The 23,704-nt window shown below is 65.6% G+C and carries 22 protein-coding genes and 1 pseudogene; 15 read left to right on the plus strand and 8 right to left on the minus strand.

Features of this window, described 5'->3' with window-relative positions:
- Nucleotides 1-180 precede the first annotated feature (180 nt).
- The 4 genes from VT84_RS25455 to VT84_RS25470 all read left to right on the plus strand — a co-directional run bounded on the left by VT84_RS25455 (nt 181) and on the right by VT84_RS25470 (nt 3,004).
- Entirely contained in the window at nt 181-363 is a 183-nt protein-coding gene (locus VT84_RS25455) for a hypothetical protein (RefSeq protein ID WP_052560215.1), read from the plus strand.
- A gap of 90 nt (nt 364-453) precedes the next feature.
- On the plus strand, nt 454-879 hold the full coding sequence (locus tag VT84_RS25460; RefSeq protein WP_052560214.1) for a hypothetical protein: 426 nt from the start codon (nt 454-456) through the stop codon (nt 877-879).
- A 48-nt stretch (nt 880-927) separates the two neighbouring features.
- A complete protein-coding gene (locus VT84_RS25465) occupies nt 928-1,842 on the plus strand; it encodes a HesA/MoeB/ThiF family protein (RefSeq protein WP_082841469.1) in 915 nt (304 codons plus the stop codon).
- Nucleotides 1,799-3,004, plus strand: coding sequence for a hypothetical protein (locus VT84_RS25470; protein ID WP_082841470.1), 1,206 nt, complete (start codon nt 1,799-1,801; stop codon nt 3,002-3,004). Before VT84_RS25465 ends, VT84_RS25470 begins: the two co-directional genes overlap by 44 nt.
- A 40-nt stretch (nt 3,005-3,044) precedes the next feature.
- Here the strand turns inward: VT84_RS25470 and VT84_RS25475 are convergent, their stop codons facing one another.
- Entirely contained in the window at nt 3,045-3,821 is a 777-nt protein-coding gene (locus VT84_RS25475) for a site-2 protease family protein (protein WP_082841471.1), read from the minus strand.
- 100 nt (nt 3,822-3,921) lie between these two features.
- Between VT84_RS25475 and VT84_RS25480 the strand changes: the two genes are divergently transcribed.
- Nucleotides 3,922-5,043, plus strand: coding sequence for an aminotransferase class V-fold PLP-dependent enzyme (locus tag VT84_RS25480; RefSeq protein WP_082841472.1), 1,122 nt, complete (start codon nt 3,922-3,924; stop codon nt 5,041-5,043).
- Nucleotides 5,044-5,055: 12 nt separating this feature from the next.
- Nucleotides 5,056-5,577, plus strand: coding sequence for a pantetheine-phosphate adenylyltransferase (gene coaD / locus VT84_RS25485; protein ID WP_082841473.1), 522 nt, complete (start codon nt 5,056-5,058; stop codon nt 5,575-5,577).
- A 203-nt stretch (nt 5,578-5,780) separates the two neighbouring features.
- Here the strand turns inward: coaD and VT84_RS25490 are convergent, their stop codons facing one another.
- From VT84_RS25490 to VT84_RS25500, 4 genes are all read right to left on the minus strand, one after another.
- Nucleotides 5,781-7,079 (minus strand): PQQ-binding-like beta-propeller repeat protein, encoded by a 1,299-nt coding sequence (locus tag VT84_RS25490; protein ID WP_082841474.1) that lies wholly within the window; start codon nt 7,077-7,079, stop codon nt 5,781-5,783.
- 191 nt (nt 7,080-7,270) lie between these two features.
- A complete protein-coding gene (locus tag VT84_RS38890; protein ID WP_157469812.1) occupies nt 7,271-7,423 on the minus strand; it encodes a hypothetical protein in 153 nt (50 codons plus the stop codon).
- Nucleotides 7,420-8,274 carry a hypothetical protein gene (locus VT84_RS25495; RefSeq protein WP_157469814.1) on the minus strand — a complete coding sequence of 285 codons (855 nt, stop codon included), beginning with the start codon at nt 8,272-8,274 and terminating at the stop codon, nt 7,420-7,422. Before VT84_RS25495 ends, VT84_RS38890 begins: the two co-directional genes overlap by 4 nt.
- Nucleotides 8,238-9,047 (minus strand): hypothetical protein, encoded by an 810-nt coding sequence (locus VT84_RS25500; protein WP_082841476.1) that lies wholly within the window; start codon nt 9,045-9,047, stop codon nt 8,238-8,240. The genes VT84_RS25495 and VT84_RS25500 overlap by 37 nt, the downstream gene beginning before the upstream one ends.
- 310 nt (nt 9,048-9,357) lie before the next feature.
- On the opposite strand from VT84_RS25500, the gene VT84_RS25505 reads away from it, so the two are divergent.
- The gene (locus VT84_RS25505; RefSeq protein ID WP_082841477.1) at nt 9,358-10,392 is read left to right on the plus strand and encodes a zinc-dependent alcohol dehydrogenase; all 1,035 of its coding nucleotides are present in this window, start codon (nt 9,358-9,360) and stop codon (nt 10,390-10,392) included.
- A 261-nt stretch (nt 10,393-10,653) separates the two neighbouring features.
- Here the strand turns inward: VT84_RS25505 and VT84_RS42420 are convergent.
- Nucleotides 10,654-10,845, minus strand: a pseudogene (locus tag VT84_RS42420) (DUF433 domain-containing protein); the annotation flags it as partial.
- 112 nt (nt 10,846-10,957) lie between these two features.
- The gene (locus VT84_RS25515; RefSeq protein ID WP_157469816.1) at nt 10,958-11,479 is read right to left on the minus strand and encodes a hypothetical protein; all 522 of its coding nucleotides are present in this window, start codon (nt 11,477-11,479) and stop codon (nt 10,958-10,960) included.
- A 248-nt stretch (nt 11,480-11,727) separates the two neighbouring features.
- Here VT84_RS25515 and tuf point away from each other — a divergent pair, with 248 nt between their 5' ends.
- Nucleotides 11,728-12,903: an elongation factor Tu gene (tuf, locus tag VT84_RS25520; RefSeq protein ID WP_082841480.1), complete on the plus strand. Its 1,176-nt coding sequence runs from the start codon at nt 11,728-11,730 to the stop codon at nt 12,901-12,903.
- A 187-nt stretch (nt 12,904-13,090) separates the two neighbouring features.
- Nucleotides 13,091-13,837 carry a dienelactone hydrolase family protein gene (locus VT84_RS25525; RefSeq protein ID WP_082841481.1) on the plus strand — a complete coding sequence of 249 codons (747 nt, stop codon included), beginning with the start codon at nt 13,091-13,093 and terminating at the stop codon, nt 13,835-13,837.
- 17 nt (nt 13,838-13,854) lie between these two features.
- On the opposite strand, the gene glgX is transcribed toward VT84_RS25525, so the two are convergent.
- The gene (gene glgX / locus VT84_RS25530; protein ID WP_082841482.1) at nt 13,855-16,167 is read right to left on the minus strand and encodes a glycogen debranching protein GlgX; all 2,313 of its coding nucleotides are present in this window, start codon (nt 16,165-16,167) and stop codon (nt 13,855-13,857) included.
- Between the two features lie 351 nt (nt 16,168-16,518).
- Here glgX and VT84_RS25535 point away from each other — a divergent pair, with 351 nt between their 5' ends.
- The 6 genes from VT84_RS25535 to VT84_RS25560 all read left to right on the plus strand — a co-directional run bounded on the left by VT84_RS25535 (nt 16,519) and on the right by VT84_RS25560 (nt 23,684).
- The gene (locus tag VT84_RS25535; protein WP_082841483.1) at nt 16,519-18,513 is read left to right on the plus strand and encodes a protein kinase domain-containing protein; all 1,995 of its coding nucleotides are present in this window, start codon (nt 16,519-16,521) and stop codon (nt 18,511-18,513) included.
- A gap of 140 nt (nt 18,514-18,653) precedes the next feature.
- Entirely contained in the window at nt 18,654-19,103 is a 450-nt protein-coding gene (locus tag VT84_RS25540) for a response regulator (protein WP_082841484.1), read from the plus strand.
- A 91-nt stretch (nt 19,104-19,194) separates the two neighbouring features.
- Complete coding sequence (locus tag VT84_RS25545) at nt 19,195-20,052, plus strand: hypothetical protein (protein ID WP_157469818.1); 858 nt, start codon at nt 19,195-19,197, stop codon at nt 20,050-20,052.
- Between the two features lie 98 nt (nt 20,053-20,150).
- Nucleotides 20,151-22,316 (plus strand): prolyl oligopeptidase family serine peptidase, encoded by a 2,166-nt coding sequence (locus VT84_RS25550; protein ID WP_082841486.1) that lies wholly within the window; start codon nt 20,151-20,153, stop codon nt 22,314-22,316.
- A 483-nt stretch (nt 22,317-22,799) separates the two neighbouring features.
- On the plus strand, nt 22,800-23,063 hold the full coding sequence (locus VT84_RS25555) for a hypothetical protein (RefSeq protein ID WP_052560194.1): 264 nt from the start codon (nt 22,800-22,802) through the stop codon (nt 23,061-23,063).
- Nucleotides 23,064-23,090: 27 nt separating this feature from the next.
- Complete coding sequence (locus VT84_RS25560) at nt 23,091-23,684, plus strand: Uma2 family endonuclease (RefSeq protein ID WP_082841487.1); 594 nt, start codon at nt 23,091-23,093, stop codon at nt 23,682-23,684.
- The last annotated feature ends 20 nt before the right edge of the window (nt 23,685-23,704 follow it).

Consider the following 23,704-nt stretch of genomic DNA (forward strand, 5'->3'; position numbering starts at 1 on the left):
ACACGGCATCCGACCGCCGCCTTTCCGACGACGGCCGCTTTGACAACCGCGCCGCGCGGCCCCACTCAACCGCCGCACGGCCCCTCACTACGACGCACTTTCGGGCGCCTTCACGCGCCCGGCCCGATCGACGGCCCAGAACCCGTCGCCCTTTTTTCTGTCCGTTTTGAGGACCGAGCTATGGACTTTCGACCCCTCGCCGAAGCGGAGCGCCGCCAGCTCCTCACGGCCCTGCGCGGCCACGCGGATCGTGGCGTCGCGCTGCTCATCGATCCGAAAGACACCGGCTTCGCCGGTACCGCCGAAGACGTGCCCGACGAACAGGTGATCGCCGCCGTGAAATCGGTCCCGGTCCACTATTGAGTGCAAGGGGTCTGCGTGGGGCGCATAGGGTCCGGCCGCGCCGCGACTCCCTGATTCGCTCGCTCCGATCCCGCGCGCCTCACTCTACCAATGGGCCTTCTCGACACCGAACCCGGCAAGCGACGGCTCCTGTCCGTCGAGGTACCGGCCATCGAGCGCTACAACGCCGACCGAGATCCGGACTACCGCATCGCGGTAGCGCGGGTCGGCGGGGGGCTGACGCTCTCGTATTGCCTGAAGCCGTGCCACAACGTCTACCGGCTCGAAACGCGGTTGCTCTCCAGTTACCCGATCATGGCTCCCGAAACGCGGGTGATGACCCCGCTGAAGCACTGCCCACACCTGCTCGAAGGGCAAACGATCTGCTTGTGGCGCCAGGGGTCCACGCGCGCGTCGAGCCGCTGGGACGCGAGCCAGTTCACCTGCGTGTTCGCGGTCGTCGCGGCGTGGCGCTGGCTGCTCTGCTACGAACTCTGGCACGAAACCGGCGAGTGGCCGTTGCCCGAGGCCAAGTAATTTCGCGTTAAAGGTTTCGCCACAGTTCTCGGTTCCCGGCGTGAGCCCATGCACCTGTTTCAAGTCGGCGCGGGCAGCGGCGGAATGGCCGTGCTCGATTTCCTCGCCCGCGATTCGCGCATCACCCGTATCACCCTCGTCGAACCGGACGTCTACGCTCCGCACAACGTTTACCGTCACCTGTTCCCGCTCTCATCCGTAGGGCGTCTCAAAGGCGAACTCGCAGAAGAGTGGATTCGCGCGATCCGTCCCGACGTCGCGTTTGACGCGCGCGTGGAGGACATCACCGATCCCGCACGCCAGGCCGAGTTCGCGCGCATCGCTTCTGCGTGCGATGTGGGCGTGTGCGCAGCGGACAACGAGGCTGCGAAGTTCGCGTTCGACGCACTCATGCGCGGCGCGGGGAAGCCGTGGACACTCGGCGAAGTGCTGAGCGGCGGCATCGGCGGGTGGGTCCACCGCTTCGCGCCGGGTGCGGCGTGCTACGGGTGTGTCGCGAGCCATCTCAAGCGCGAAGTGACCGAGCAACCGAGCGGCCCGCCCCCGGACTACAGCAACCCGACCGCTGCACAACCCGAAGCTACCATACCCGCGAGCAAGGCGAGCATCGCCGTGATCGCAGGAATGCACGCACTGGTGACACTGGAGATGCTGGGGGAAAGGCGACCTAACCCCCTAACCCCCTTCCCTAAGAAGGAAGGGGGAACAGAACCATCTTCTGCTTTAAGCCCCTCTCCCCTTGGGGACGGGGGGGTAGGTTCTTCCGCCACCGATTCCGCCCTGAGCATCCTCTTCTCACTTCAAGTGGTGCCGGGCGTGTTCGATACCGCGTTCCGCGCGCACCGGCTGCGGATTCCGCGTGCGCCCACGTGCCTGACTTGCGGGGAATCCGCTCCCGCACCGACCGGGAACCAACTCGATGCCGCACTGGACGACGCGCTGGCTCGTTTGGGCGCGCGATAACCTGTTCCGCCGCACGCGCCCGCGCGCGGTCGCCGCGTTCGTCGGCTACGAGCGCGCAGGGGCCACGCGCTGGGCCGCGCCCGTGCCGTGGACCGCGGACGCGGCCGTTCTCGACGTGCAGTTCCGGTTCCCGTACCCCGCCCGGCGCAAAACGGACTTCTCGCTCCGGCTCCCGACCGCCACGTTCCCCGCCGACGCACTCAAACCCGACGCGGACGAGCGGTTCCGCGTCTCGTTCCGGTTCCCGGTGCCGGCCGGCACGGTCCACGGAGATCTGCTGTGGAACGGCCGCGTCCTCGCGACGGTCCCGATTGAAGTTCTTACGCCGGACCGGTTCCTTACGAGTCTAAGCCTCACGAACGCGACGGTCGCGGTGCGGTTCGGGTCGGGAACGGTCGCCGCGACCGCGTTCGTCCCGGATCGCTGTGACGGACTGTTGGCGACGGCCGTACTGCGTTGCCCCACGGCCCTCGTCCCGCTCGCCGAACTCGGGCTGCGGGCCGTCTTTCACAACTCGCTCACCGGGCACGACCTCGTTGCGCCCGTCTCGTTGGGTGCGGCACAACTCGCGCGAACGGAAGCGGTAGTCACGGCCGTGTGCCCCGAAATGCCGCCCCCGATCGGGGCGTGGTGGGTGACGTGGATCGCGGGGACGCGCGCGTTAACGGCTCAGCGCGTTCACGTATTCTCGGCGGACCGGTTCGCAGACGGCGTGCGCGTGCTCGAAACGCGGTTCGCGATTCTGGACGCAAACGGCACCGTTCGCACCTCGAAGCTCCCTCCGGCACTGACCGACGCGGCCCACGTGGGGCCGTGTTTCGTGCTGAGTGCGAGCGAACCGGGCGCGGCGGCGCTGTGCCGGTTCGAGGTCACGGGGATCATCGACGGAGCGCCCGATCCCGCCACGCGGCGCGAAGCGGACACGATCGTGACCGACGGCCCGACGGTGTTCGTGCCCTCTTTGTTCGATGTGGGTGAGCTTGCAGGGGTGAGCGGCTTCGAGTTGCGTTTGAACGGCCGACTACTCGGTTCGGCGTCGCTCCGCCCGGTCCCCGCGGCGCGACTCACGGGCGAGGGCGGCTTCATCCCGCCGCCGGAATTCGCGTGGTCCGCCGCCGCTGACCACGAACTCATCGACCGCTTGAAGCGACTCTCAGGTTGAAGTTAAAGGGCGGTTGCCAAAACGAACCCACCGCCCTTCCCTATCGCTCCCACGGAAGCCGATCGTCCCAGTGAGTATCGGTCCATTCGATTCGTTGCAGGAGTTGATAGCTCTGGTACGCGAGCACACCGAAGAGAATCGCCGTGTAGACGGTCCCGGTAGGCACCCAGGACGGCAACTGATCCGTGAACCCCGCACCCGCGCCGCGCTGGTCCATGACACAGAAGATGGAGTACGCCACGAGGAGCAGCGCACAACCAAAGGAGATCTGCAACGAGATCCGCTGCCCGCGCCGGCCCCAGAACTTGATGCACAGTTCCCGGCTCACCTGCCCGCCGTCGAGCGGGAACACCGGGAGCAGGTTCACAAATCCCCAAATCAGGTTCACGAAGATCAAACTGCCGTATGCGTACAGTACGACGAGCGACGAACGCGGCCCCGCCCACTCGAAGGCCTGATTCGACCCGTATACCAACCCGCACAGTAAGAACCCGGCAAACGGCCCGGCCAGCGAAACAATGATCCGGCGCCAGCGCCCGGATACGGTTGCCCACGGGATCGCCAGCCCGCCGAACGCATACAACACGATTTCGGCGTCCGTACCGAACAGGCGGAACGCGATCGCGTGGCCCAGTTCGTGAACCAGGATCGATACGAACACGACCGCGACCCAGGTGAGCAAGAACTCGGGTCCGATGTCGAGCAACCGCGACCCCATGAGGGCGGTGCCGAGCCAAAAGAACGGGTGGACCCGCACCGGGAACCGCAGCACGCGGAACCGGAGGTCGTATGCTGTTCGTTCCGGTTCCACCAGCACGGTGCGTCCCCCGTAAAGAAATCGGCCCGTAAACGTAACAGTTTTGGATTGTATGCACGGCACGCGTGAGCCACAATCGCCGCGCGAGTGAGGGTTTAATATGGATTGGTCCGCGTTCCGCGCGCAGTTTCCCGTCGCAAATACCTGGGCGTTCCTCGACCACGCCGCGGTCGCGCCGCTGCCCGCTCCGGCGGTCGCGGCCCTACACGACTACGCCCGGAGCCTCGCGGCCAACGGCATCACCGCGTACCGCGAGTGGTTCCACCGCCTCACGCACGTTCGCGGACTCGCCGCCCGACTCATCAACGCGCCGCACGCGGACGACGTATATTTTGTGCCGAACACGACGCACGGGATCGGTGTCGTTGCCGAAGGGTTCCCGTGGAAGCCCGGTGATAACGTGGTACTCGCGGCCGAAGAGTACCCGTCGAACCAGTACCCGTGGATGAACCTCGCCCACCGCGGGGTCGAAGTGCGCATCGTCCCGAGTCGCGGGAACCGCATCGCGATCGACGACGTTCGGGCGGCGATGAACGACCGCACCCGCGTGCTCACGGTGTCCGCGGTCGAGTTCGCCAGCGGGTTCCGACAGGATCTCGATGCCCTCGGCGCCCTGTGCCGCGAGCGCGACGTTTTCTTCTTTGTGGACGCGATTCAGGCACTTGGCGTGTTCCCGATTGATGTGCAAAGGACGCCCATTGATGCGCTCGCCGCGGACGGCCACAAGTGGCTCCTCGGCCCCGAAGGGGCGGGCATCGGGTTCGTGCGCCGCGAGTGGGTCGAGCGCCTGCACCCCATCGGGGTGGGAGCGAACAGTGTGGTGAACCCGTGGGCGTTCACCACGATCGACTTCCGGCTGAAACCGCACGCGGGGCGCTGGGAGGGGGGTGCGTACAACATGCCCGGAATCACCGCGTTCGGCGCGAGCCTGGAGTTGCTCCTCAACGCGGGCACGGAGAACGTACAGCGCCGCGTGATCGAGCTAACGGACTACCTGTGCGACCGGGCGACGGCCCTCGGTTGGACCGTGTTCAGTTCGCGCGAAGAAAACGAGAAATCCGGTATCGTGTCCCTCACGCACCCGACGCTCCCCTCCGATGAAGTATTAAGCCGGTGCCGCGCCGCCGGAATCGCGGTAAACAGCCGCGCCGGGCGCGTCCGGGTCAGCCCCCACGCTTACAACACCGAAGGCGAACTCGACCGGTTCCTGGCCGCGGTCTGAAATGGAGGAAGCATGTCCGACAGCACCCTGAGCCCGCGCGTGGCGGTTTACACCGGCACGTTCGACCCGGTCCACTACGGCCACCTGGACATCATCCGGCGCGGCAGCCGACTGTTCGACAAACTCATCGTCGGCGTGGGCATCAACCCCGACAAGAAAACGCTGTTCAACATCGAGGAGCGGGTGCAGCTCATTCGCGATGTGACCAGCGGAAAGGGCGACAACGCGGAGCCGCTGTCGAACGTCGAGGTGCTGTCGTTCGAGGGCCTCGCGGTGCGGTTCGTCCGCGATTGCGGCGCCCGCATCATGCTCCGCGGGCTGCGCACGCTCTCCGACATGGAGTACGAATTCACCATGTCGCTCATGAACCTCGCCCAAGACCCGCAAATCGAAACACTGTTCCTGATGGCGAAGGAAGAGTTCTCGCACGTCAGCTCGTCGCTCCTGCGGCAAATCGCCGCCCTGGACGGCAACCTGTCGAAGTTCCTCCCGGAACCCGTTCGGACCGCGCTCGCCGAACGCGCCCGGCGGTGATGGAGAAGGGGTGAAAGTGTGAGCGGGTGAAGGGGTGAAAAGGCGAATTCCCGGGACGCGCCTGTTTGTCCCCAAGGTCGCGGCGCAGACGCGCACCCTGGGATCAAACCGCGACCGCAACTCACCGCCACCGCAACCTGGGAAACCAGCGACAACACCGGGCATTTTCACCCCTTCACCCGCTCACACTTTCACCCCTTCTCCTACTTCGCCGGTATCAGTTCCAGCGCCATCAGCTTCTCCTTGCCGCGCACGTAGAGCAGGCCGTTACTCACAACGGGCGCGGCCCAGCACGGGTACTCCAGCCCCGGCACCTCGTACTTCGAGACCTCTTCGTACTTGGTCGCGTTCACTTTGATGAGCACGAGGTCGCCGTACTCCGACAGGCTGATGAAGTGCCCGTCCACGAGCGTGAGGCTGCACCGCTTCGTGCGCCGCTGGCGCCACTTTACGTCACCGGTCGCGAGCTCGATGCACCGGATGTCGGAGTCTTCCGTGTGGCGCCCGCTGCTGCCGTACACGAAGCCGTTTACGTGGATCGGCGTGTTCCAGTGGCACATCAGCGACTGATCGCCCGCGTCCTTCTCCTTGTCAGTCCAGACTTCCTTCAGTTTGCCGCCCTTCAGATCGAGAAGCGCGCCGCCCACACCATAGCACTCGGTGAGCAGTACCCTGTCGCCGACCACGACGGGGTTGCTCGCGTTCACACTCTCCTCGTTCCGCGCGCGCCAGGGGTAGTAGAACTCGCTCTTGCCCGTTTGCGGGTCGAAGCCCATCAACCCACCGCGCCCAAAGTACAGGCCCGTCTTCTTACCGTTGAGCGTGGTAATGACCGGGCTGGAATAACTCGCGAGTTCGTCGCCCGTCGCGTACTTCACGGCGCCGGTCTTCTTGTCGAAGGCGACCAACCCAGTGTCGTTCGGCTTCACCATGCGGAAGTCCACCGGGCGCGGCCCTTTCACGCTCCCGCCGACGGGCAGGATGAGCAGATCACCGTCGATGACGGGCACGCTCCCGGCACCGAAGAAGTTCTGATGGAAGAAGTATTTCGCCTTCGTATCGACCTTCCACACCTCTTTCCCCGTGGCAACGTTCAGGCAGCAGAGCACGCCATCGGGACCGTACAGATACACACGATCCCCCTCGACCACCGGGCACGCGCGCGGACCGGGGTCGTAGCCGTAAATGTCCTTGTATTCGGTGGGGTATTCGTACTTCCAGAGGAGCTTGCCCGTTGCGGCTTCGCGCGCGGTGAGGCGAACGTTGTCGCCGAAACGGTCCGCGTGGAACAGTCGCCCGTCGGCGGTGACCGGCGGCGCGAACCCGATGCCGAGTTCGCACTCCCAGACCTTCTTCAGCCCCTTCGCGGGCCACGGAGTGATGATGCCCTTCTCCGCGGAAACGCCGTCGCGCGTCGGGCCGAGGAACGTGGGCCAGTCGGCCGCGTGCAGCGGGAGCGCGACGCTGAGAACGAGGGCAACGACCGCGAGGAATCGCGACATGGAATCGGCTCCGGTGGGAAGGATTTGAGCGTACACCGGCGCGCACAAAACAGCAACACCTGGAAATACTCCGCCCGTTGCCTCGCGGGGCGCCGACACTCGGCACCACGAGACAACGGGCGGATAATTCAACGACCTGTCTTGCTCCCCTTCCCTTTAGGGAGGGGGTTGGGGGGTAGGTCGTCTTTGCCTCAGCGCCCGCCCACACTCAGCGGGCCGTCGAAGCCAACGAACGGCACGATCTCGGCAAGCGGGGCTTTCACGCGACCCGTGTCGAAGATGCGCAGCGGACTGTTCTTCAGCCCGGCGCCCGGGCCGGTCACCACGCGGTTGCGGGCGGTCATGGCGACGCGAACGCCCCGCGGAACCGCTCATCGTAGGCCAGCCATTCGACCAGCATCTTGCCCTTCAGATCGAACACGCGCACCAGCGGAACCGCGCCCGCATCAAGTCCGACGATCGCGTTCGCAACTCCATCGCCAGTCACGTCGCCCGCAACGATGTACGCGCCCCCGCGATACTTGTTGTCCAACACGGGGAACTCGCCGAGCACGTCGCGATTCTTCCCGTTGAACACCTTCACGGTGGTGACCGCGTTGCCGGGACCGTTCACGGTGAACAGGTCCGGAATTCCGTCGCCGTTCGCGTCCCCCCACCCGATTCGCACGCCGCCAGCTATCTTCTGGTCGTGGGCGAAGAAGCTATCGATCTCCTTACCCTGCGCGAGATCGAAGACCTTGATGTGCTGCGTGCCCTCGGCGGTCACGGCGATGAGCGCGCGGCCGTCTTTGGTCAGATCGGTCCCAGAAACCTGAACCCCGCCCCTCCAGTTGGGGAACGGTACGAACTCGACGAGCAGGTTCAGGTCGCGCCCGTCGTACACACGGACGGGTAACGGCGCGCCCGGTCCTCGCACCGGGCCGGGGGCCACAATCAAATCCGGCACACGGTCGCCGTTGAGGTCCGACATGTCTACGCGGACGCCACCGTCGAACGACTTGTCGTAAGCGAAGAAGTTGTACGCGACCGTGCCCCTTTCATCCGCGAACACGGTGACACGCGGCTGCCCACCCGTATCAGCCCCCACCGCGAACGAGAACCGCTTGACGTCCGGCGCTCCCGGCGGCGGAAGCGGTGCCCCGGGGCCGGGCGGCAGGTTCAGCACACTACCGAGGCGCCGGTGCAAGTTGTCCACGCGCCCGGACTGCGCCTGAACAGCAGCCGGCCCCCGCGCAAGCGGCCGAGCTGCCCGAGCACCTCGCCCCAATGCTCGCCCATCGCAAGGTACGCTTGTTTGATCTGGTTCGCGTCGGCATCGTCGCGCACGCGGCGGGCCAGCACGCGCACGTCTCGTGCGTATTGACCGAGGGCACGGTCGAGTTGCCGCTCGTTCGGCAGCGCGTCCGCGCTAATGGTCCGCAGTTCTTCGGTGTTGTCGTCGATCGAGTCCGTGAGCCGGAGCAACCGGCGCTTGGTGCGGTCCGGGCTGGTGTCGCCGGCGCCGATCGCTGCGGAGAGCTGGTGGTACGCGCTGTCTGCGCGAGCCAGAGACGCCGCGGTCGCCTGCTTCGCGATCGGGTTTTGGTTGGTGGCCGCCGCGAGCGCGTTCAACGACTTCTCCACGTCCGCGAACGCGGCAAACACCTTGTCCCGTGGTACGCCCTTGCGCACGAGTTGGTCGAGTTCGAGGGTCTGCAAGATCGCGTTTTCGACCTGGGTGTTGATTCCGGCGCGCACGACCGGTGCGAGCTTCGCGTTCGCGATTTCGCCCTTGATCGTTTCCAGATCGAGCGACAGTTGCCCGGTCCACCGGAGCACGGATGATTGCCAGAACTGCTCGGGCGTGGACCCGAACTGTTTGAACGGGACCGCGGCCGGTGGCGCCTTGCCGGGTTGGGCCGATGCGGTCGAGACCGCGCCGAAGAGGAGAGCGAGTCCGACCCCTATTCCGAACCGAGGATGCGTCATGATGCACCTTCACCCTGTGTCGCGAGTCCCTGGCGCAATCCGCGCCCACCGAGACGATTGTATCGTTACCAGAACTACTCCGCGGAACTCGCTTGCGCGAAGAGGAACACGAAACCTAACCCCCAACCCCTTCCCTGGAAAGGAAGGGGAGAAAAACCAAAAAACGGTCTTCCGACCCGGTCAACGCCTGCGGATTCCGAAAGTCTGGCTCCCCTTCCTTTCCAGGGAAGGGGCCGGGGGTTAGGTTCTGCGAGCCGCGCATCGCCCTCCCATCTACAATTCGTCACATCACCAACTTCCGAGGTTCCAAATGGTTCGTGCCAGGCAAGCCGTCATTACCGAGCCGTTCAAAACGACCGTGCGCGAGGTCGAAATCCCCGATCCCGCCCCGAACCAGATCCTCATCGGGGCCGAATACTCGGCGATCAGCGCCGGCACCGAACTGGCCGTGTACACGGGCACGCACCAGTGGCTCAAAGATCCCGCGATGCCGGACTGGAAGTTCCCGTTCCGCTCGGGCTACTCCGCCGCGGGGCGCGTGCTGAAGGTCGGCAAGGAGTTCCCGGGCGGTTTCGCGGAAGGCGACCGCGTGAGCTTCCCCGGTAATCACGCCTCGGCAGAACTCCTCACGGTGGGCCACGAGCGCTGTCGCGTGTGGAAGATTCCCGACAATCTCGGGTTCGACAAAGCTTCGATCGCGTGCATCTCGCGCTACGGGATGGGCGTTTCCGTGCGCGCGGGGCTGACCGTGGGCCGCAGCGCCGCGGTGCTGGGGTTGGGCATCATCGGACAGTTCTCGCTGCGGTGCCTGCTAGCCGCGGGCGCGGGGCCGGTCGTTGGTATCGACGCAGTGAAAATGCGGCGCGACGCGGCACTCGCGGCCGGCGCGGACCACGTCATCGACCCCACCGCGGGGGACATCAAGCAACAACTGAACGCCTTCCTGGGAACGAAGGGCGCGGAGATCGTCGGCGACGCGACCGGCGTGCCGGATGCGATCCCGACCGCGATGAGCCTCGCGTGTGATGCGGGTCAGGTGGTCGTGGTGGGCAGCCCGCGCGGGCGGGCCAAGGAAGTGAACTTCTACGACGACCTGCACCGCCGCTACATCGAAGTAACAGGCGCACACGGGAACATGCTGTTCGAGCCGGCCCACACGCGACTCGCGGGCGCCTGGGACATCGACAAAGCCCAAAAGTGGCTCATTCGGCAACTCGCCGCCGGGCGCCTGAGCCTCGCGGGATTGGTGACGCACACCATCACCCCGGAGCAACTCGGCGACGCCTACGAGGGGCTGTTGAAGGACAAGGACAACTACCTCGGCGTCCTGATGAAGTGGGTGTGATGTGTTCCGGGGTCAGCGCGATCCGCCTGACCGCATCTCTTGTACCGTGACCGCGCCGGTGATGCGCCGTGGGTTGCCGCACAACGAGCAGGAGCACGGTGTGCGGTCCGCGGTGTACCGTGCGATCTGTTCGCCGGTGATGGCCCGCGGGCCGAACCGCCAACGAAGGTAGTGGAACGCCCGCCCCTTCGCCCGCTGCAATTGGTGCCGTCGGTACGCCAGCCCACGCATGCCGCGGTCGCCCTCGGTTCGGTGCCCGCAGTCGGCCGCGAACGCCAGACACGCCCGAATATCTTCGTCCGTCAAATCCGGGAATTCTGCCAATATTTCATCGACCGACATGCCACCAGCGAGATATTCGAGGACGTCACGAACAGTGATCCGCTGCCCGCGAATGCACGGCTGCCCGCTCCGCTTGTCCGGCTCGATCGTGATGAGGTGCTTGTAATCCATACCCCGAAGCCTACCCGTTTGGTGGCGAACGGTCAGCGAGTGCTACGTCACGCGACATACTGTCGCAAACAACCTCTTACGTCGAGACCACGAGCGCCGCACAGGGCTTTGTCTACCTCTTGATACTATCCCACAAGTCTCGCTCGTGATCACGAGCCCCCTTGTCCGGCACAGCGTGCCATTGAGAATCCTCGCCGGTCAGAACTCCGTCCAACTTCTTGGCGAACTGAACGATCGAGTCTGGAAAACGATTGTTGAAGTACACGGCTTTCTCCCACTCACCCTGACGAACCCAGAGCACCCACTGGGTGCCGTCGTGCATGCGGGAGTGGTACGCCTTGCTCAGTTCCAGCAGGCGATTCTCGGCGACCGCGTCGAGTATCTTGGCGACCTTTTCCGGCGAAAGAACGACGGTGGTTGTTTCCCAAGAATCAACGGTTACATCTCCCCGCAACTCAGATTTCCTACGGTGTAGGATCGCCTTACCATTCTGATTGAGTTTGATGGTATCCAACCCTTCCAAACCACTTCCTCGACCGAATTCGATCTGCCACGGTTTACTTGGATCGAGCCGCGGGGCGGGTTGGCACCCATAGAGGAATAGCGGCCCAACGAAGCAAAATAACCGCCACATCGAGTAGCCTCCTCCGCACTACCGCTTCAGAATTCGATGCTACCCCTTTCCTTCGCACACAGCAACGGCCCTCACTCCCACCCTGAACCCTTCACCCGCCTGCTGTGTCTAACTGTCGCCAAGTGGCACTTTGCCGGACCGACCCGCCCTGGATTCGCTCGTCGCGAAAAAAAGGCTGTAGCCACAGCCGGGCGCGAAGACCGGCCAAACCCGCGATCGCTCGGCGCGATCTGGGAGACTCGATCCCCATGCACAAGGTTCACGTCAACGTCGGCACCATTGGCCACATCGACCACGGCAAGACAACCCTGACGGCCGCCATCCTCGCGGTCCAGGCCCAAAAGGGGCTGGCCGAGGCGAAGCGCTACGACGCCATCGCCAAGGGCGGCACCAAGCGCGACGAAACCAAGACGGTCACCATTAATTCGGCGCACGTCCATTACGAGACGGCCACGCGGCACTACGCCCACACCGACTGTCCCGGGCACGCGGACTACGTGAAGAACATGATTACCGGGGCCGCACAAATGGACGGCGCGGTGCTGCTGATCTCTGCCGTGGACGGCCCGATGCCGCAGACGCGCGAGCACGTGCTGCTCGCGCGGCAAGTGGGCGTGCCGCACCTGGTGGTGTTCGTCAACAAGGTGGACCTCGTGTCCGACCCGGAGCTGCTCGACCTCATCGAACTCGAAACGCGCGACCTGCTCACGCGCTACGGGTTCGACGGGGACACGGTGCCGTTCGTTCGCGGCAACGCGAAGGGCGCGCTCGACCACCCCGGCGACCCGGACTTCGCCAGGTGCATCGACAACCTGCTCGCGGCACTCGACTCGCACGTCCCGGCCCCGGTGCGGAAGGTGGACAAGCCCTTCCTCCTCGCGGTCGAAGGCGTGTACTCGATCGAGGGTTTGGGCACGGTCGTCACGGGCCTGATCGAGCAGGGGCGAGTTGCCACGGGCGACAAGGTGGAAGTGCTTGGCTACGGCGAGGCCATCGAGTCGGTCGTCACCGGAGTCGAGGCGTTCCACGAACCGCTCGCGGCGGGCGTCGCGGGGCAGAACGTCGGCGTGCGGCTGCGCGGCGTGAAGGCCGATCAGGTGCAGCGCGGGCAGGTGCTCGTCGCGCCGAAGTCGATCCGCCCGCGTGCGCGGTTCCGGGCCGAGGTGTACGCGCTGCGCAAGGACGAGGGCGGGCGCCACACGCCGTTCTTCAACGGGTACAAGCCCCAGTTCTACGTCCGCACCACGGACGTGACCGGGGTGGTGACCATGCCAGAGGACGTCGAAATGGTGATGCCGGGCGACAACGCCCGCATCGAAGTGAACCTCGACCGGCCCATCGTGCTGGAGACGGGGAGCCGGTTCGCGATCCGCGAGGGCGGGAAAACCGTCGGCTCGGGCGTCGTGAGTGAGGTTCTGGAGTAACAATCGGAGCCACGGATGACACCGATAACACGGATCAAGACAACAGACGGTGTTAAAACACTTTCGGTCTTGATCCGTGTTATCGGTGTCATCCGTCGCTCATCTTCTTATCTCGGCTCTTCGTGAAACACCTGCCACGTGATACAAGAAGCGGTACTCGCACTCGTAACCACTTCGAGAACCGCCGATGACCGTCACCGACTCCGTCGCCGATATCGCCACGCCCACCGGCCCGATGCGCACGTACTTCTACACCCCGCACGAACCGGGGCGCCCACCGACCGCGCGCGCAGGGTTGGTGCTGTACTCCGAAATCTTTCAGCAAACGCCCCCCGTGCGCCGACTCGCGCTCCAGTTCGCGAGTTTGGGGTATTTGGTCGCGGTGCCAGAGGTGTACCACGCGCACGAACCGGCCGGGTGCGTGCTCGGCTACGACGACGCGGGGAAGAACCGCGGGAACGCACTGAAGCAAATCATTCCGATGGCGGAATTCGACGCGGACGCCCGCGCCGTGGTCGATGCGCTCCTGGCTCACCGCGCGTGTAACGGCAGCGTGGGGGCAGTCGGCATCTGCCTCGGTGGGCACCTGGCGTTCCGCGCGGCCCTGTTACCCGAAGTGCGAGCGACCGCGTGCTTCTACCCCACCGACCTCCACACCGGCACTCTCGGTAAAGGTGGCGGGGCGGACTCACTCGCCCACGCCATAGAGATTAGCGGAGAACTGCTGATGGTGTTCGGGCGCCAAGACCCGCACGTCCCCAGCGCGGGCCGCCGAGCCATCTACGACGCGCTCGAATCGGCCGGCACGTGGTTCACCTGGCACGAGTTCAACGCCGCACACGCTTTCCTACGCGACGAGGGCGAGCGCTACGATCCGTCCACCGCGCGACTCGCGATCGGGCTCGCAGCCGATCTCTTCCGCCGCGCGCTGTAAACATCCAACAGCGCGAATCACGCCTCCGAGATCAGCACCAGCGTGCTGAACGCGGCCACCGTGCACACGCTCCCCTCGGGGACGACGGGGCCGTTCTCGGTCGGGATGATGTCATCCGGGCTCGGCAGCGCGGTGTCGATCATCCGGCGCCAGCGCCGCCGCGTCGGGGCCGGTGGGATGCGGAACTTCAGCGGCTCGCTCCAGGCGTTCATCGCGACGTAGAAATCATTATCGATGTGGTAATCGGGGTCGTGTTCGCGTCCGGTGAACCGGCCGTCCAGTGCGAACGCCAGCGTGCGCGACGAGTGCCCCCAATCCGGCTGGTACGGTTCCGTGCCGTGCCAGTGGATGTCGGCCAGTGCCGGCAGAACGGCCGCCCCCATCTCGCGCCCGGCCCGGGCGAACTCGGCGACCGTACTCGTATCGGCTCCCGGCGGCAGCCCCGCGTCCCCGGGGCGCACGGGACCGGCAGACGGGAACACCTCGCCCCCGTGTACCGCTTTCCCCGGCTCGCCCGCCGCAACTGGAGGCGGCGTGGTCGCGGGGAACCCGCGCACCTCGCGCGCCGGCTCGCCGCGCATGAACTCGCCGACGAAGAACCGCCGGCGCCGCAACGCCGGGTGGCGCTTCCGCATGTGAATCAGCTCCCGCACGAAGCGCAGGAAATCCTTATTCTTCTCCGCGAGCGCCCAGTTCACCCACGAAATCTCGTTGTCCTGGCACCAAGCGTTGTTGTTCCCCTGCTGGGTGCGCAGGAACTCGTCACCGGCCAACAGCATGGGCACGCCCTGGCTAATCATCAGGGTCGTCATCATGTTCTTGGCCTGCCGCTCGCGGAGCGCGAGAACGGCCGGGTCGGTCGTTTCACCCTCGGCGCCGCAGTTCCACGAGTTGTTGTGGTTCTCCCCGTCGCGGCCCTGTTCGCCGTTCGCCTCGTTGTGCTTCTCGTTGTAACTCACGAGGTCGTTGAGCGTGAACCCGTCGTGCGCGGTGACGAAGTTCACCGAGTGGCGCGGGAGCCGGCCGCTCCACTGGTACAGGTCCGCGCTGCCGCAAATGCGGTCCGCGAGCGCGGACGTCATGCCGTAATCGCCCTTCCAGAACTGGCGCACGTCGTCGCGGTACTTGCCGTTCCACTCGCTCCACCGGCGCCCGAACGGGAACCGCCCCACTTGATACAGCCCGCCCGCGTCCCACGGCTCGGCGATGAGCTTCGTGTCCGCCAGCACGCCGTCCTCGGTGATGCTCTCGATCACCGGGGGTTCGACCATCACGTTCCCGCGCCGGTCGCGCCCCAAGATCGAGGCGAGGTCGAACCGGAACCCGTCCACGTGCATGTCCCCGACCCAGTACCGCAGGCACGTCATGATAAGATCGCGGACGATCGGGTGGTTGCAGTTCACCGTGTTCCCGCACCCCGAGTAGTTCAGGTACTTCCCCTGATCGTCCATCAGGTAGTACAACTCGTTGTCCAGCCCGCGGAAGCTGTAGGTGCGCCCGGCGTCGTTGCCCTCCCCGGTGTGGTTGAACACCACGTCCAGAATCACCTCGATGCCGGCCGCGTGCATGGCCTTTACCATGTCGCGGAACTCGTGCGTCTGGCCGAACTGTCTGGCGCTGGCCGCGAACCCGGCCTTCGGCGCCGCGAACGCGACCGGGTTGTACCCCCAGAAGTTGGTCAATTTCTCGCCCGTTTCCGGGTTCACGAACGGGCAGTCGCACTCGTCCCACTCGAACACGGGCATCAGCTCGACGGCCGTCACCCCGAGCCACTTCAGGTACGGAATCTTCTCAACCAGTCCGCGAAACGTTCCCCGATCCGCGACGCCGCTAGACGGGTCGCACGTGAACCCGCGCACGTGGACCTCGTAGATGAGCGAATCCTCGTACTCGGTGAGCGGCGGGGTGTCGTCCTCCCAGTTGTAGCGCGTGCCGCGCCGGTACAGGCTCCGGCGGCTCGTGCGCTGCGGATCGGTTTCGCAGGTACCGGCCCACTCCGCGTTGTCCGAGAGCATCACCGCGGACGGGTCGAGCAACAAGCGCGACGAGTCGAACCGCGTGCGCGGGCCGTGCGGACCGTCCACGCGCCAGCCGTAGCAGAACGCCTCCGGCAAATCGTGAACGCGGATGTGCCAGTGGTCGCCGGTCCGGTTCTTCCGGGCTTCGAGCGGGAACTCCGCCAGTGGAGTGTTCCCACCACCAACAGGAAGAATCACGAGCGTGACCCGTTGCCCGTGGCGGCAGAGGAGCGCGAAGTTCGCCCCGTCGGGCGTGAGCGACGGGCCGAGCGGCAGCGGGCGCCCGCGGCTGGTGCGGAAGGGCTGCGTCATTCTTGGCCCCCAGACGTCGGAAAGAATGCGATTACCTAGCGTTACGGTTCCCGCACCCCGCGGCAACCGCGTTTCGATTCCGCGAAGTGCGCGCGTCAGAAATAAAAACTCGATTTTACCCTCTAACAAGAGAGTCGAAGATTCCATGTGGGAATCCACAGGATTCACGGCACACTCGCAAAAATCCGAGCCGATTGCGTAAGTCGCTCCGCCCCCGGGCGTAAACATTCAACCAATCGCCGATGGGTCATTCGCGCCCGACTTGACCGGCCCCCGTTCGTGACCCAGATTTCAGTGCTATCCTTCGACCCGTAACGTCCCTCCGGGGCGCAATCCACTAGGGATGGTCAGGTGTCGACAACAATCTATCCCCCGCCCGCAATTCCGCTCCCTCCGCGGCACCGTGCCGCCCGGGAAGAGGTGCTCGCGGCCGTTCTCGACCCGACGCGGCTCCCGGCCGCACCCGCGGTCGCGCTCCAGGTCGTGACCGCGGCGTCGCGCCCCGACTGCGAACCGTCCGAAATCGTTACGCTGCTCGCGCTCGATTCGGCCCTGTGCGGAAAACTCCTCCGCGCCGTGAATTCGTGTATCTACGGGCTGAAGCAGCCGATCTCCTCGGTCGCCCGCGCGGTCCACGTGATCGGGCTGAACACCGTCCGCTCGCTGGCCCTCGGCCTGTCGATCCCCGCCGTGAAGTTCGGGCGCGGGACCGAAGCGGCGATGCGCGAGTACTGGATGACCTCCGTGGGCGGGGCCATCATCGCGCGGGAACTGGCCATACTCGTGCGGCGCGCCAACCCGGACGACGACCTCGTGGCCGGACTGCTCCGCGACCTCGGCGAACTGCTCCTGCGCCAGATGTACGCGGACACCTGGGCCAAGCACGTCGAATACTACGGCGACCGGCTGATTGAAGACCCGTGTGCGGCGGAACTCGAATCGTTCGGGATCGACCACGCGGACATCACGGCCGAGATCCTCCAGCAGTGGAAGCTCCCGCCCGACATCGTGGAGCCGATCCGGTACCACCACCAGCCCGCGCTGGCCGCGCCCGGCGGGAAGGTGCACCACAACCGCGCCGAACTGCTGCAGTTCGCGAACTACCTCGTCCAACTCGACACCGTCGCCCAGAACCCGGAGCTCCTCAACCGCGTGCTGAACACGGCGAAGGACCGGTTCCACTTGCCGCGCCAGGCGCTGGTCGCGTTCCTCCAGAGCGTCGCGCCGAAGATCGAGGCGTTCGCGGCCGTGCTCAACCAGGACATCGGCCAGTGCCCGAACTACGCCGCGGTGCTCGCCGCCGGCGCCGCCGAGTTGGTGAACCTCACCGTCGAGACCAGCCGCAACCGGATGAGCGGCCCGTCCTCGGCGACGCGGGCGAACGGGTCGTCGGCATCGGCCACGGGCACGCGCCCGAACGAGTCGACGCGGCTGCGCCCGAAGCCCCCGACAGCCCCGCCCTCGCGCACACCGGCGCCCGCGGGTGGTGCCGGTCCCGTCGAGTTCCGCCCCGAGTTCGCCAAAAACATGCCCGCGGGCGGATGCAAACTCGGGGACTACGAGCTGCAGAGCATCCTCGGGCGCGGCGCAATGGGGATCGTGTTCAAAGCGTTCGAGCCGAGCCTGGCCCGGTTCGTGGCGATCAAGATGCTCGCGCCGGAACTGGCCTCCGCGCCGGTCGCGCGCCAGCGGTTCGCGCGCGAGGCCCGGGTCGCGGCCTCGATCCAGCACGAGAACGTGGTCGGCATCCACGCCGTGCGCGAGCTGAACGGGATCCCGTACCTCGCGATGGAGTACGTGAACGGGAGTTGCTTGGAAACGCGCGTCGAGCAGCACGGATCGATGCCGGTCCTGCTCGCACTGAGCGCGGCGCGTCAGATCGCCTCCGGGCTGGCCGCCGCACACGCCAAACAGATCATCCACCGCGACATCAAGCCCGCGAACATCCTGATCGAGGACGAAAGCGGCCGGGCCAAGATCACCGACTTCGGCTTGGCCCGGGTGATCGACGACGCGAAAGTGACCGCCGACGGCACCCTGATCGGCACCCCGTTCTTCATGGCCCCGGAAACCGTTCAGGGGCGCGGGGCGGACACGCGGTCCGACCTGTTCGGGCTGGGCGGGGTGATGTACCACATGGTCACCGGGCGCGTCCCGTTCCCGGGCCAGACCGTGGCGGCCGTGTTCAACGCGGTCTGCACGAAGGATCCGGAGGCACCGCGCCGGCTGCGCCCCACGGTCCCGGACTGGCTCGAGGACATGATCCTGCGGCTGCTCCAAAAAGACCCGACCGCGCGCTACCCGGACGCCGCGTCCGTGGCCGCGATCCTCGGGGAGTGCTGCTGACGCCCGGAATCTCGGGAATCCGCGGACCGGTCCGTTGCCGCAACGGTCCGGTCCCTCATACGAATACCACACACGTTTCGTCTTTTTGTCTTTTTGATCTGCGACACCGACCCAACAGCACGACGTAGTTCGGGTGTGCGATGCCGTCCGATCCGCCCTCCCCGCCACCCTCCCGGAACCGCGCGGCCCCGAAACCGGCCCGCGGCCCGAGCCGGGCTACGCTCCTCGTGGCCGACGACGATGACTCGGTGCGCGACTTCGTCCGCATCGTGCTGGAACGGGCCGGGTTCGCCGTGGTCACAGCGACCAACGGGCGCGACGCGGGCCACCTGTTCGCCGCCACCCCGTCCGCGTTCGATCTCGTACTCACCGACGTCGTGATGCCGTTCGCCACCGGCGTGGAACTGGCCGCACGAGTACGCGCCCTGCGCCCGGACCTCCCGGTCCTCTTCATGTCCGCGTTCGCCGGCGGGTCCGAACTCGAACCCCACCCGCTCCCGCCCGACGAACCCCTTCTCGAAAAGCCGTTCCCGATGGCCGAACTGCTCGAAGTGGTCCGCGCCGCGCTCGGCGCCCGCAATTCCACCTGATCCACGGGCTACCCGGCCCTCAGCCCCCGCGCGTAAGATGTACCGGCACGGGTGGCGAATCGCGCCCGGCCGCGTTCACAAGAGTCCCGTTATGGCATCGTTCGACGACGAAGCTCCGGACCCGTTAGGGCCGGCGCGCCCGCTGCTAGTTGCGGCCAGTCGACTCGCGGCCCGGGCCGCGGGGACCGGGGACTTCGCCGGGAGCTACGCACTGCTCGCGTGTGCCGTGCGCCTCACGCGGCGGGTCCGCGGGTTGAGTGAGGTCGCGGACTTCCGCCTCGAACGCGCGACCGACGAGGCCGAAAACGAAAGCGCCCCAGAAGCACAAAACGAAGCACTCCGGGACGCGATCGAAGCTCTACTCGGTGACGCCGAGTCGCCCGACGAGGCGCTCCCGACCGATCCGCTCGCCGCGGCGCAAACGCTCATCGGCCGGGCCATCGCGATCGGCGCCCCCGCGTACAACACCGGCGACCATCAAGGGTGCTTCGACGTGTACTCCTGCACGGCGCGGATCGTTTTATCTACCGTCGATCAGATCCCGGAACCCGCGGCCGCGCAGCTCCGCGACGCGCTCGCGAAGTGCCGCGAACTGAGCGAGCCGGACGCCCAGGCGTGGGCCATGCGACACGCCTTCGACGCGATCGGCGAACTGGGCGGCGCGGGCGGCGAGATCACCCCGCGCCAAGTGCTCGCACTGATCTCGATGGCGATCTCCATCGGCGCACCGGCCTTCAACGCGGGCGACCACCGCGGGTGCTACGAGGTCTACGCTTGCACCGCCCGGCTACTCGTTAACAGCCCCGCCACACCGGACGACGTCAAAGCCGCTCTGCGCACAGCCCTCACGGACGCGAGCACGGTTCTCAACGTGACGCGCCAGGCGTGGATCATGCGAGAGGCGTTCGACGGGTTACTCGGCGCCGGGGCCGAAGAACGCGGCCCCTGATCCGCTCGTTCCGCCGTGCGGCCCGGGAGGACGTTTTCTTCTCCCGGGCCGCGTATAATCGTCCCCATCCTCTCTGTCATCTCTTCAAAGGAGCACCCATGCGCCTGACACGCTGGGCAATGGCAGTAACGATCGCGGCACTCACCGCGACCCTAGTTTCGACGACCCGAGCCGAGGAGCCGAAGAAGTTGAAGTACCCCGATACCAAAAAGGGCGAGGTCGTAGACGATTACCACGGCACGAAGGTCGCTGACCCGTACCGGTGGCTCGAAGACGACGTGCGCAAGTCGAAGGACGTGGCCGCGTGGGTCGAGGCCGAGAACAAAGTCACCACCGCGTTCCTCGAATCGATCCCCGAGCGCGAGGCGATCAAGAAGCGCATCACCGACCTCTGGAACTACGAGAAGATCTCGGCCCCGTCCCGCCACAACGGGCGGTACTTCTTCTTCAAGAACAACGGGCTCCAGAACCAGAACGTGCTGTACGTGCAGGACACGCTCGACGGCGACGCGAAGATGCTGATGGACCCGAACACCTGGACCAAGGACGGGACCGTCGCGCTCGCCGGGCTGGAGGTGAGCGACGACGCGAAGCTCATCGCCTACGGCACCGCCGAGGCCGGTTCGGACTGGAACACGTGGAAGGTGTTCGACGTGGCCGCGGGCAAGACGCGCGACGACGAACTGAAGTGGGTGAAGTTCAGCAGCGCGTCGTGGACGAAGGACAACGCGGGTTTCTACTACAGCCGGTTCCCGGAACCGAAGTCCGGGGCCGCGTTCCAGGATCTGAACGTGGACATGAAGCTCTACTACCACAAACTCGGGACGCCGCAGAGCGAAGACAAGCTGATCTACGAGCGCACGGACAGCCCGAAGTGGACCATCGGCGGCGGCGTGACCGAGGACGGTAAGTTCCTCATCGTCTCCATCGGCGACGGCACCACCAGCAACAAGGTCCGCGTCGCGTACCAGGATCTCACCGCGCCGGGCAGCAAGGTCGTGGAACTCGTCGACAACCACGACAATAAGTTCACCTTCCTGGGTAACGACGGCGGCGTGTTCTACTTCAAGACCGACTATAACGCGCCGAAGAACCAGATCATCGCGATCGACACCAAGAACCCCGACAAGAAGAACTGGAAGACGATCATCGCGGAAGCGAAGGAAGTCCTCGACGGCGTGGACCTCGTGGGTAACCGCTTCATCTGCAGCTACCTGAAGGACGCGAAGACCGCGGTGAAGGTCCACGAGGTGGACGGCAAGTTCGTGCGCGACGTGGAACTGCCCGGCATCGGCACCGCGGCCGGCTTCAACGGCAAGCGCGACGACAAGGAAACGTTCTACACGTTCTCCAGCTTCGCCACGCCCACGAGCGTCTACCGCTACGACCCCGCGACCGGCGAGAGCAAGCTGATCCGCCAGGCGCAGGTGAAATTCGATCCCGCGCAGTACGAAGTGAAGCAGGTCTTCTACGCGAGCAAGGACGGCACAAAGGTGCCGATGTTCATCGCCCACAAGAAGGGCCTCAAGCTGGACGGCACGAACCCCACGCTGCTCTACGGCTACGGCGGGTTCAACATCTCGCTGACGCCGGGGTTCTCGGTGTCGCGGTTGCAGTGGATGGAGATGGGCGGCGTGCTCGCGGTGGCCAACCTGCGCGGCGGCGGCGAGTACGGCGACGAGTGGCACCGCGCCGGGACGAAGCTCCGGAAGCAGAACGTGTTCGACGACTTCATCGCGGCCGGCGAGTACCTCGTGAAAGAGAAGTACACCTCCCCGAAGAAGCTCGCGATCCAGGGCGGGAGCAACGGCGGGCTGCTCGTGGGCGCGTGCCTGACGCAGCGCCCGGACCTGTTCGGCGCGGCGCTGCCGGCGGTGGGCGTGATGGACATGCTGCGGTTCCAGAAGTTCACCGCGGGCCGGTTCTGGGTGGACGACTACGGCTCCAGCGACAGCAGCAGCGAGTTCAACGAACTGTACAAGTTCAGCCCGTACCACGTGCTCCTGAAGAACGGCGCGAAGGCGTACCCGCCGACGATGGTGACGACCGCCGACACCGACGACCGCGTGGTGCCGGGCCACAGCTTCAAGTTCGCAGCGGCGCTCCAGGCGAACCACACTGGCCCGAACCCGGTGCTGATCCGCATCGAGACGAAGGCCGGGCACGGGGCCGGTAAGCCGACCACGAAGATGATCGAGGAAGTCGCCGACCAGTGGGCGTTCCTCGTGAAGACGCTCGACTTCAAGCCGGAGATCGGGAAGTAACGCGCGAGCAAACCGGGATGCGGCCGGGGTGTTCCCCGGCCGCGTTCGTTTGGTGTGCGGGAGGGTGCTCAGGAACCGAACGATGGGCGAAGATACCTGGCTCAACACCCAGAACCTGAACGAGTTGTTGACGCACCCAATATCTTCGACCACCGCAAGCGCCGACTTCTGCTTTGCGCGTGTTCTCGGCGATTATTAAATTCCCTTGCAGACACCCGATTCAAGCACGCGATCGATGCCACAGAGGAGTACGCGGATCAGAGGGTAACTTGGGAAGAACTTAAGACAAACGCACGGCGCGCTGCAATTGAGGCCCGCAACGCACTCACCGCCAGTAGACCGGGGGGCCGCATCCACGACGCGGCCGTTGCGGTGGTTGCCACGACAGCCAAATTTATGTCTTGGGATGTGCTTACATCAGCGCGACTCGCCCTGGCCAACACCCAAGGCCGGTACGAACAAGAAGTCGAGCGTACTGAAGAAATGGCACAAGTTCAATTACTCCGCGACATCTTCGGGAACCCGTTCCGCCCTGTCGCCTTCTCTTCTTCGTGGCGCACTAACACCGCGGTATCGCTCGCACGCGGCATGTATGAGTCGCGCGACTTTAGCGCGATGCCGATCCTCGCTGACGCGATCCAGGACGCCGGGTGCGACAACGACGACATCCTGATCCACTGTCGCGACCCGAAGCAGATTCACGTCCGCGGATGCTGGGTTGTTGACCTCGTACTCGGGAAGGAGTGACGGTACGCTTGTGAGGGGAGGTGAAGTATGTCCACAGTCGCAACACCCGCTGCGCCCCGACGCCCGAAACCGCGCCGGTGGACCGTTCCCGAGTTCCACCGCCTCTGCGGACTGGGGTTGTTTGCGGGCCAGCGCCCGATCCTTCTGAACGGGGTGATTCTGGAGCAGGGGCCGATGGACGCACCACACGCGAACGGTGTCGAGCGCACCGATACCGTCGTTCGCCTCGCGTTCGGCGCCGGCTGGCGGTTCCGCATTCAGCTCCCACTCGTACTCAATCTGCACACCGATCCGGTTCCCGATATCGCTATCATCGCGGGTGTACTCACCGGTAACCCGGATCACCCGACCACGGCCGCTCTCGTGATCGAAGTATCGGATACGACGTTCGACACGGATACCACCGACAAGGCCGAACTCTACGCCACCGCCGGAATCACGGATTACTGGGTGTTGGACGTGGCGAACCGCCAACTCCACGTCTTCCGGAACCCGCAGCCCCTCTCGACCAAATTGAGCGCAACGGCGTACCGCACGCGCACCGTTCTCGGCCCGACAGATACCATTTCGCCTCTGGCCGCGCCAAGTGCGACGATCCGCGTCGCCGACCTGTTGCCGTAACTCGTTGTCGCGATATGCCG

Source organism: Gemmata sp. SH-PL17 (genome assembly GCF_001610855.1).
Taxonomy (GTDB): domain Bacteria; phylum Planctomycetota; class Planctomycetia; order Gemmatales; family Gemmataceae; genus Gemmata; species Gemmata massiliana.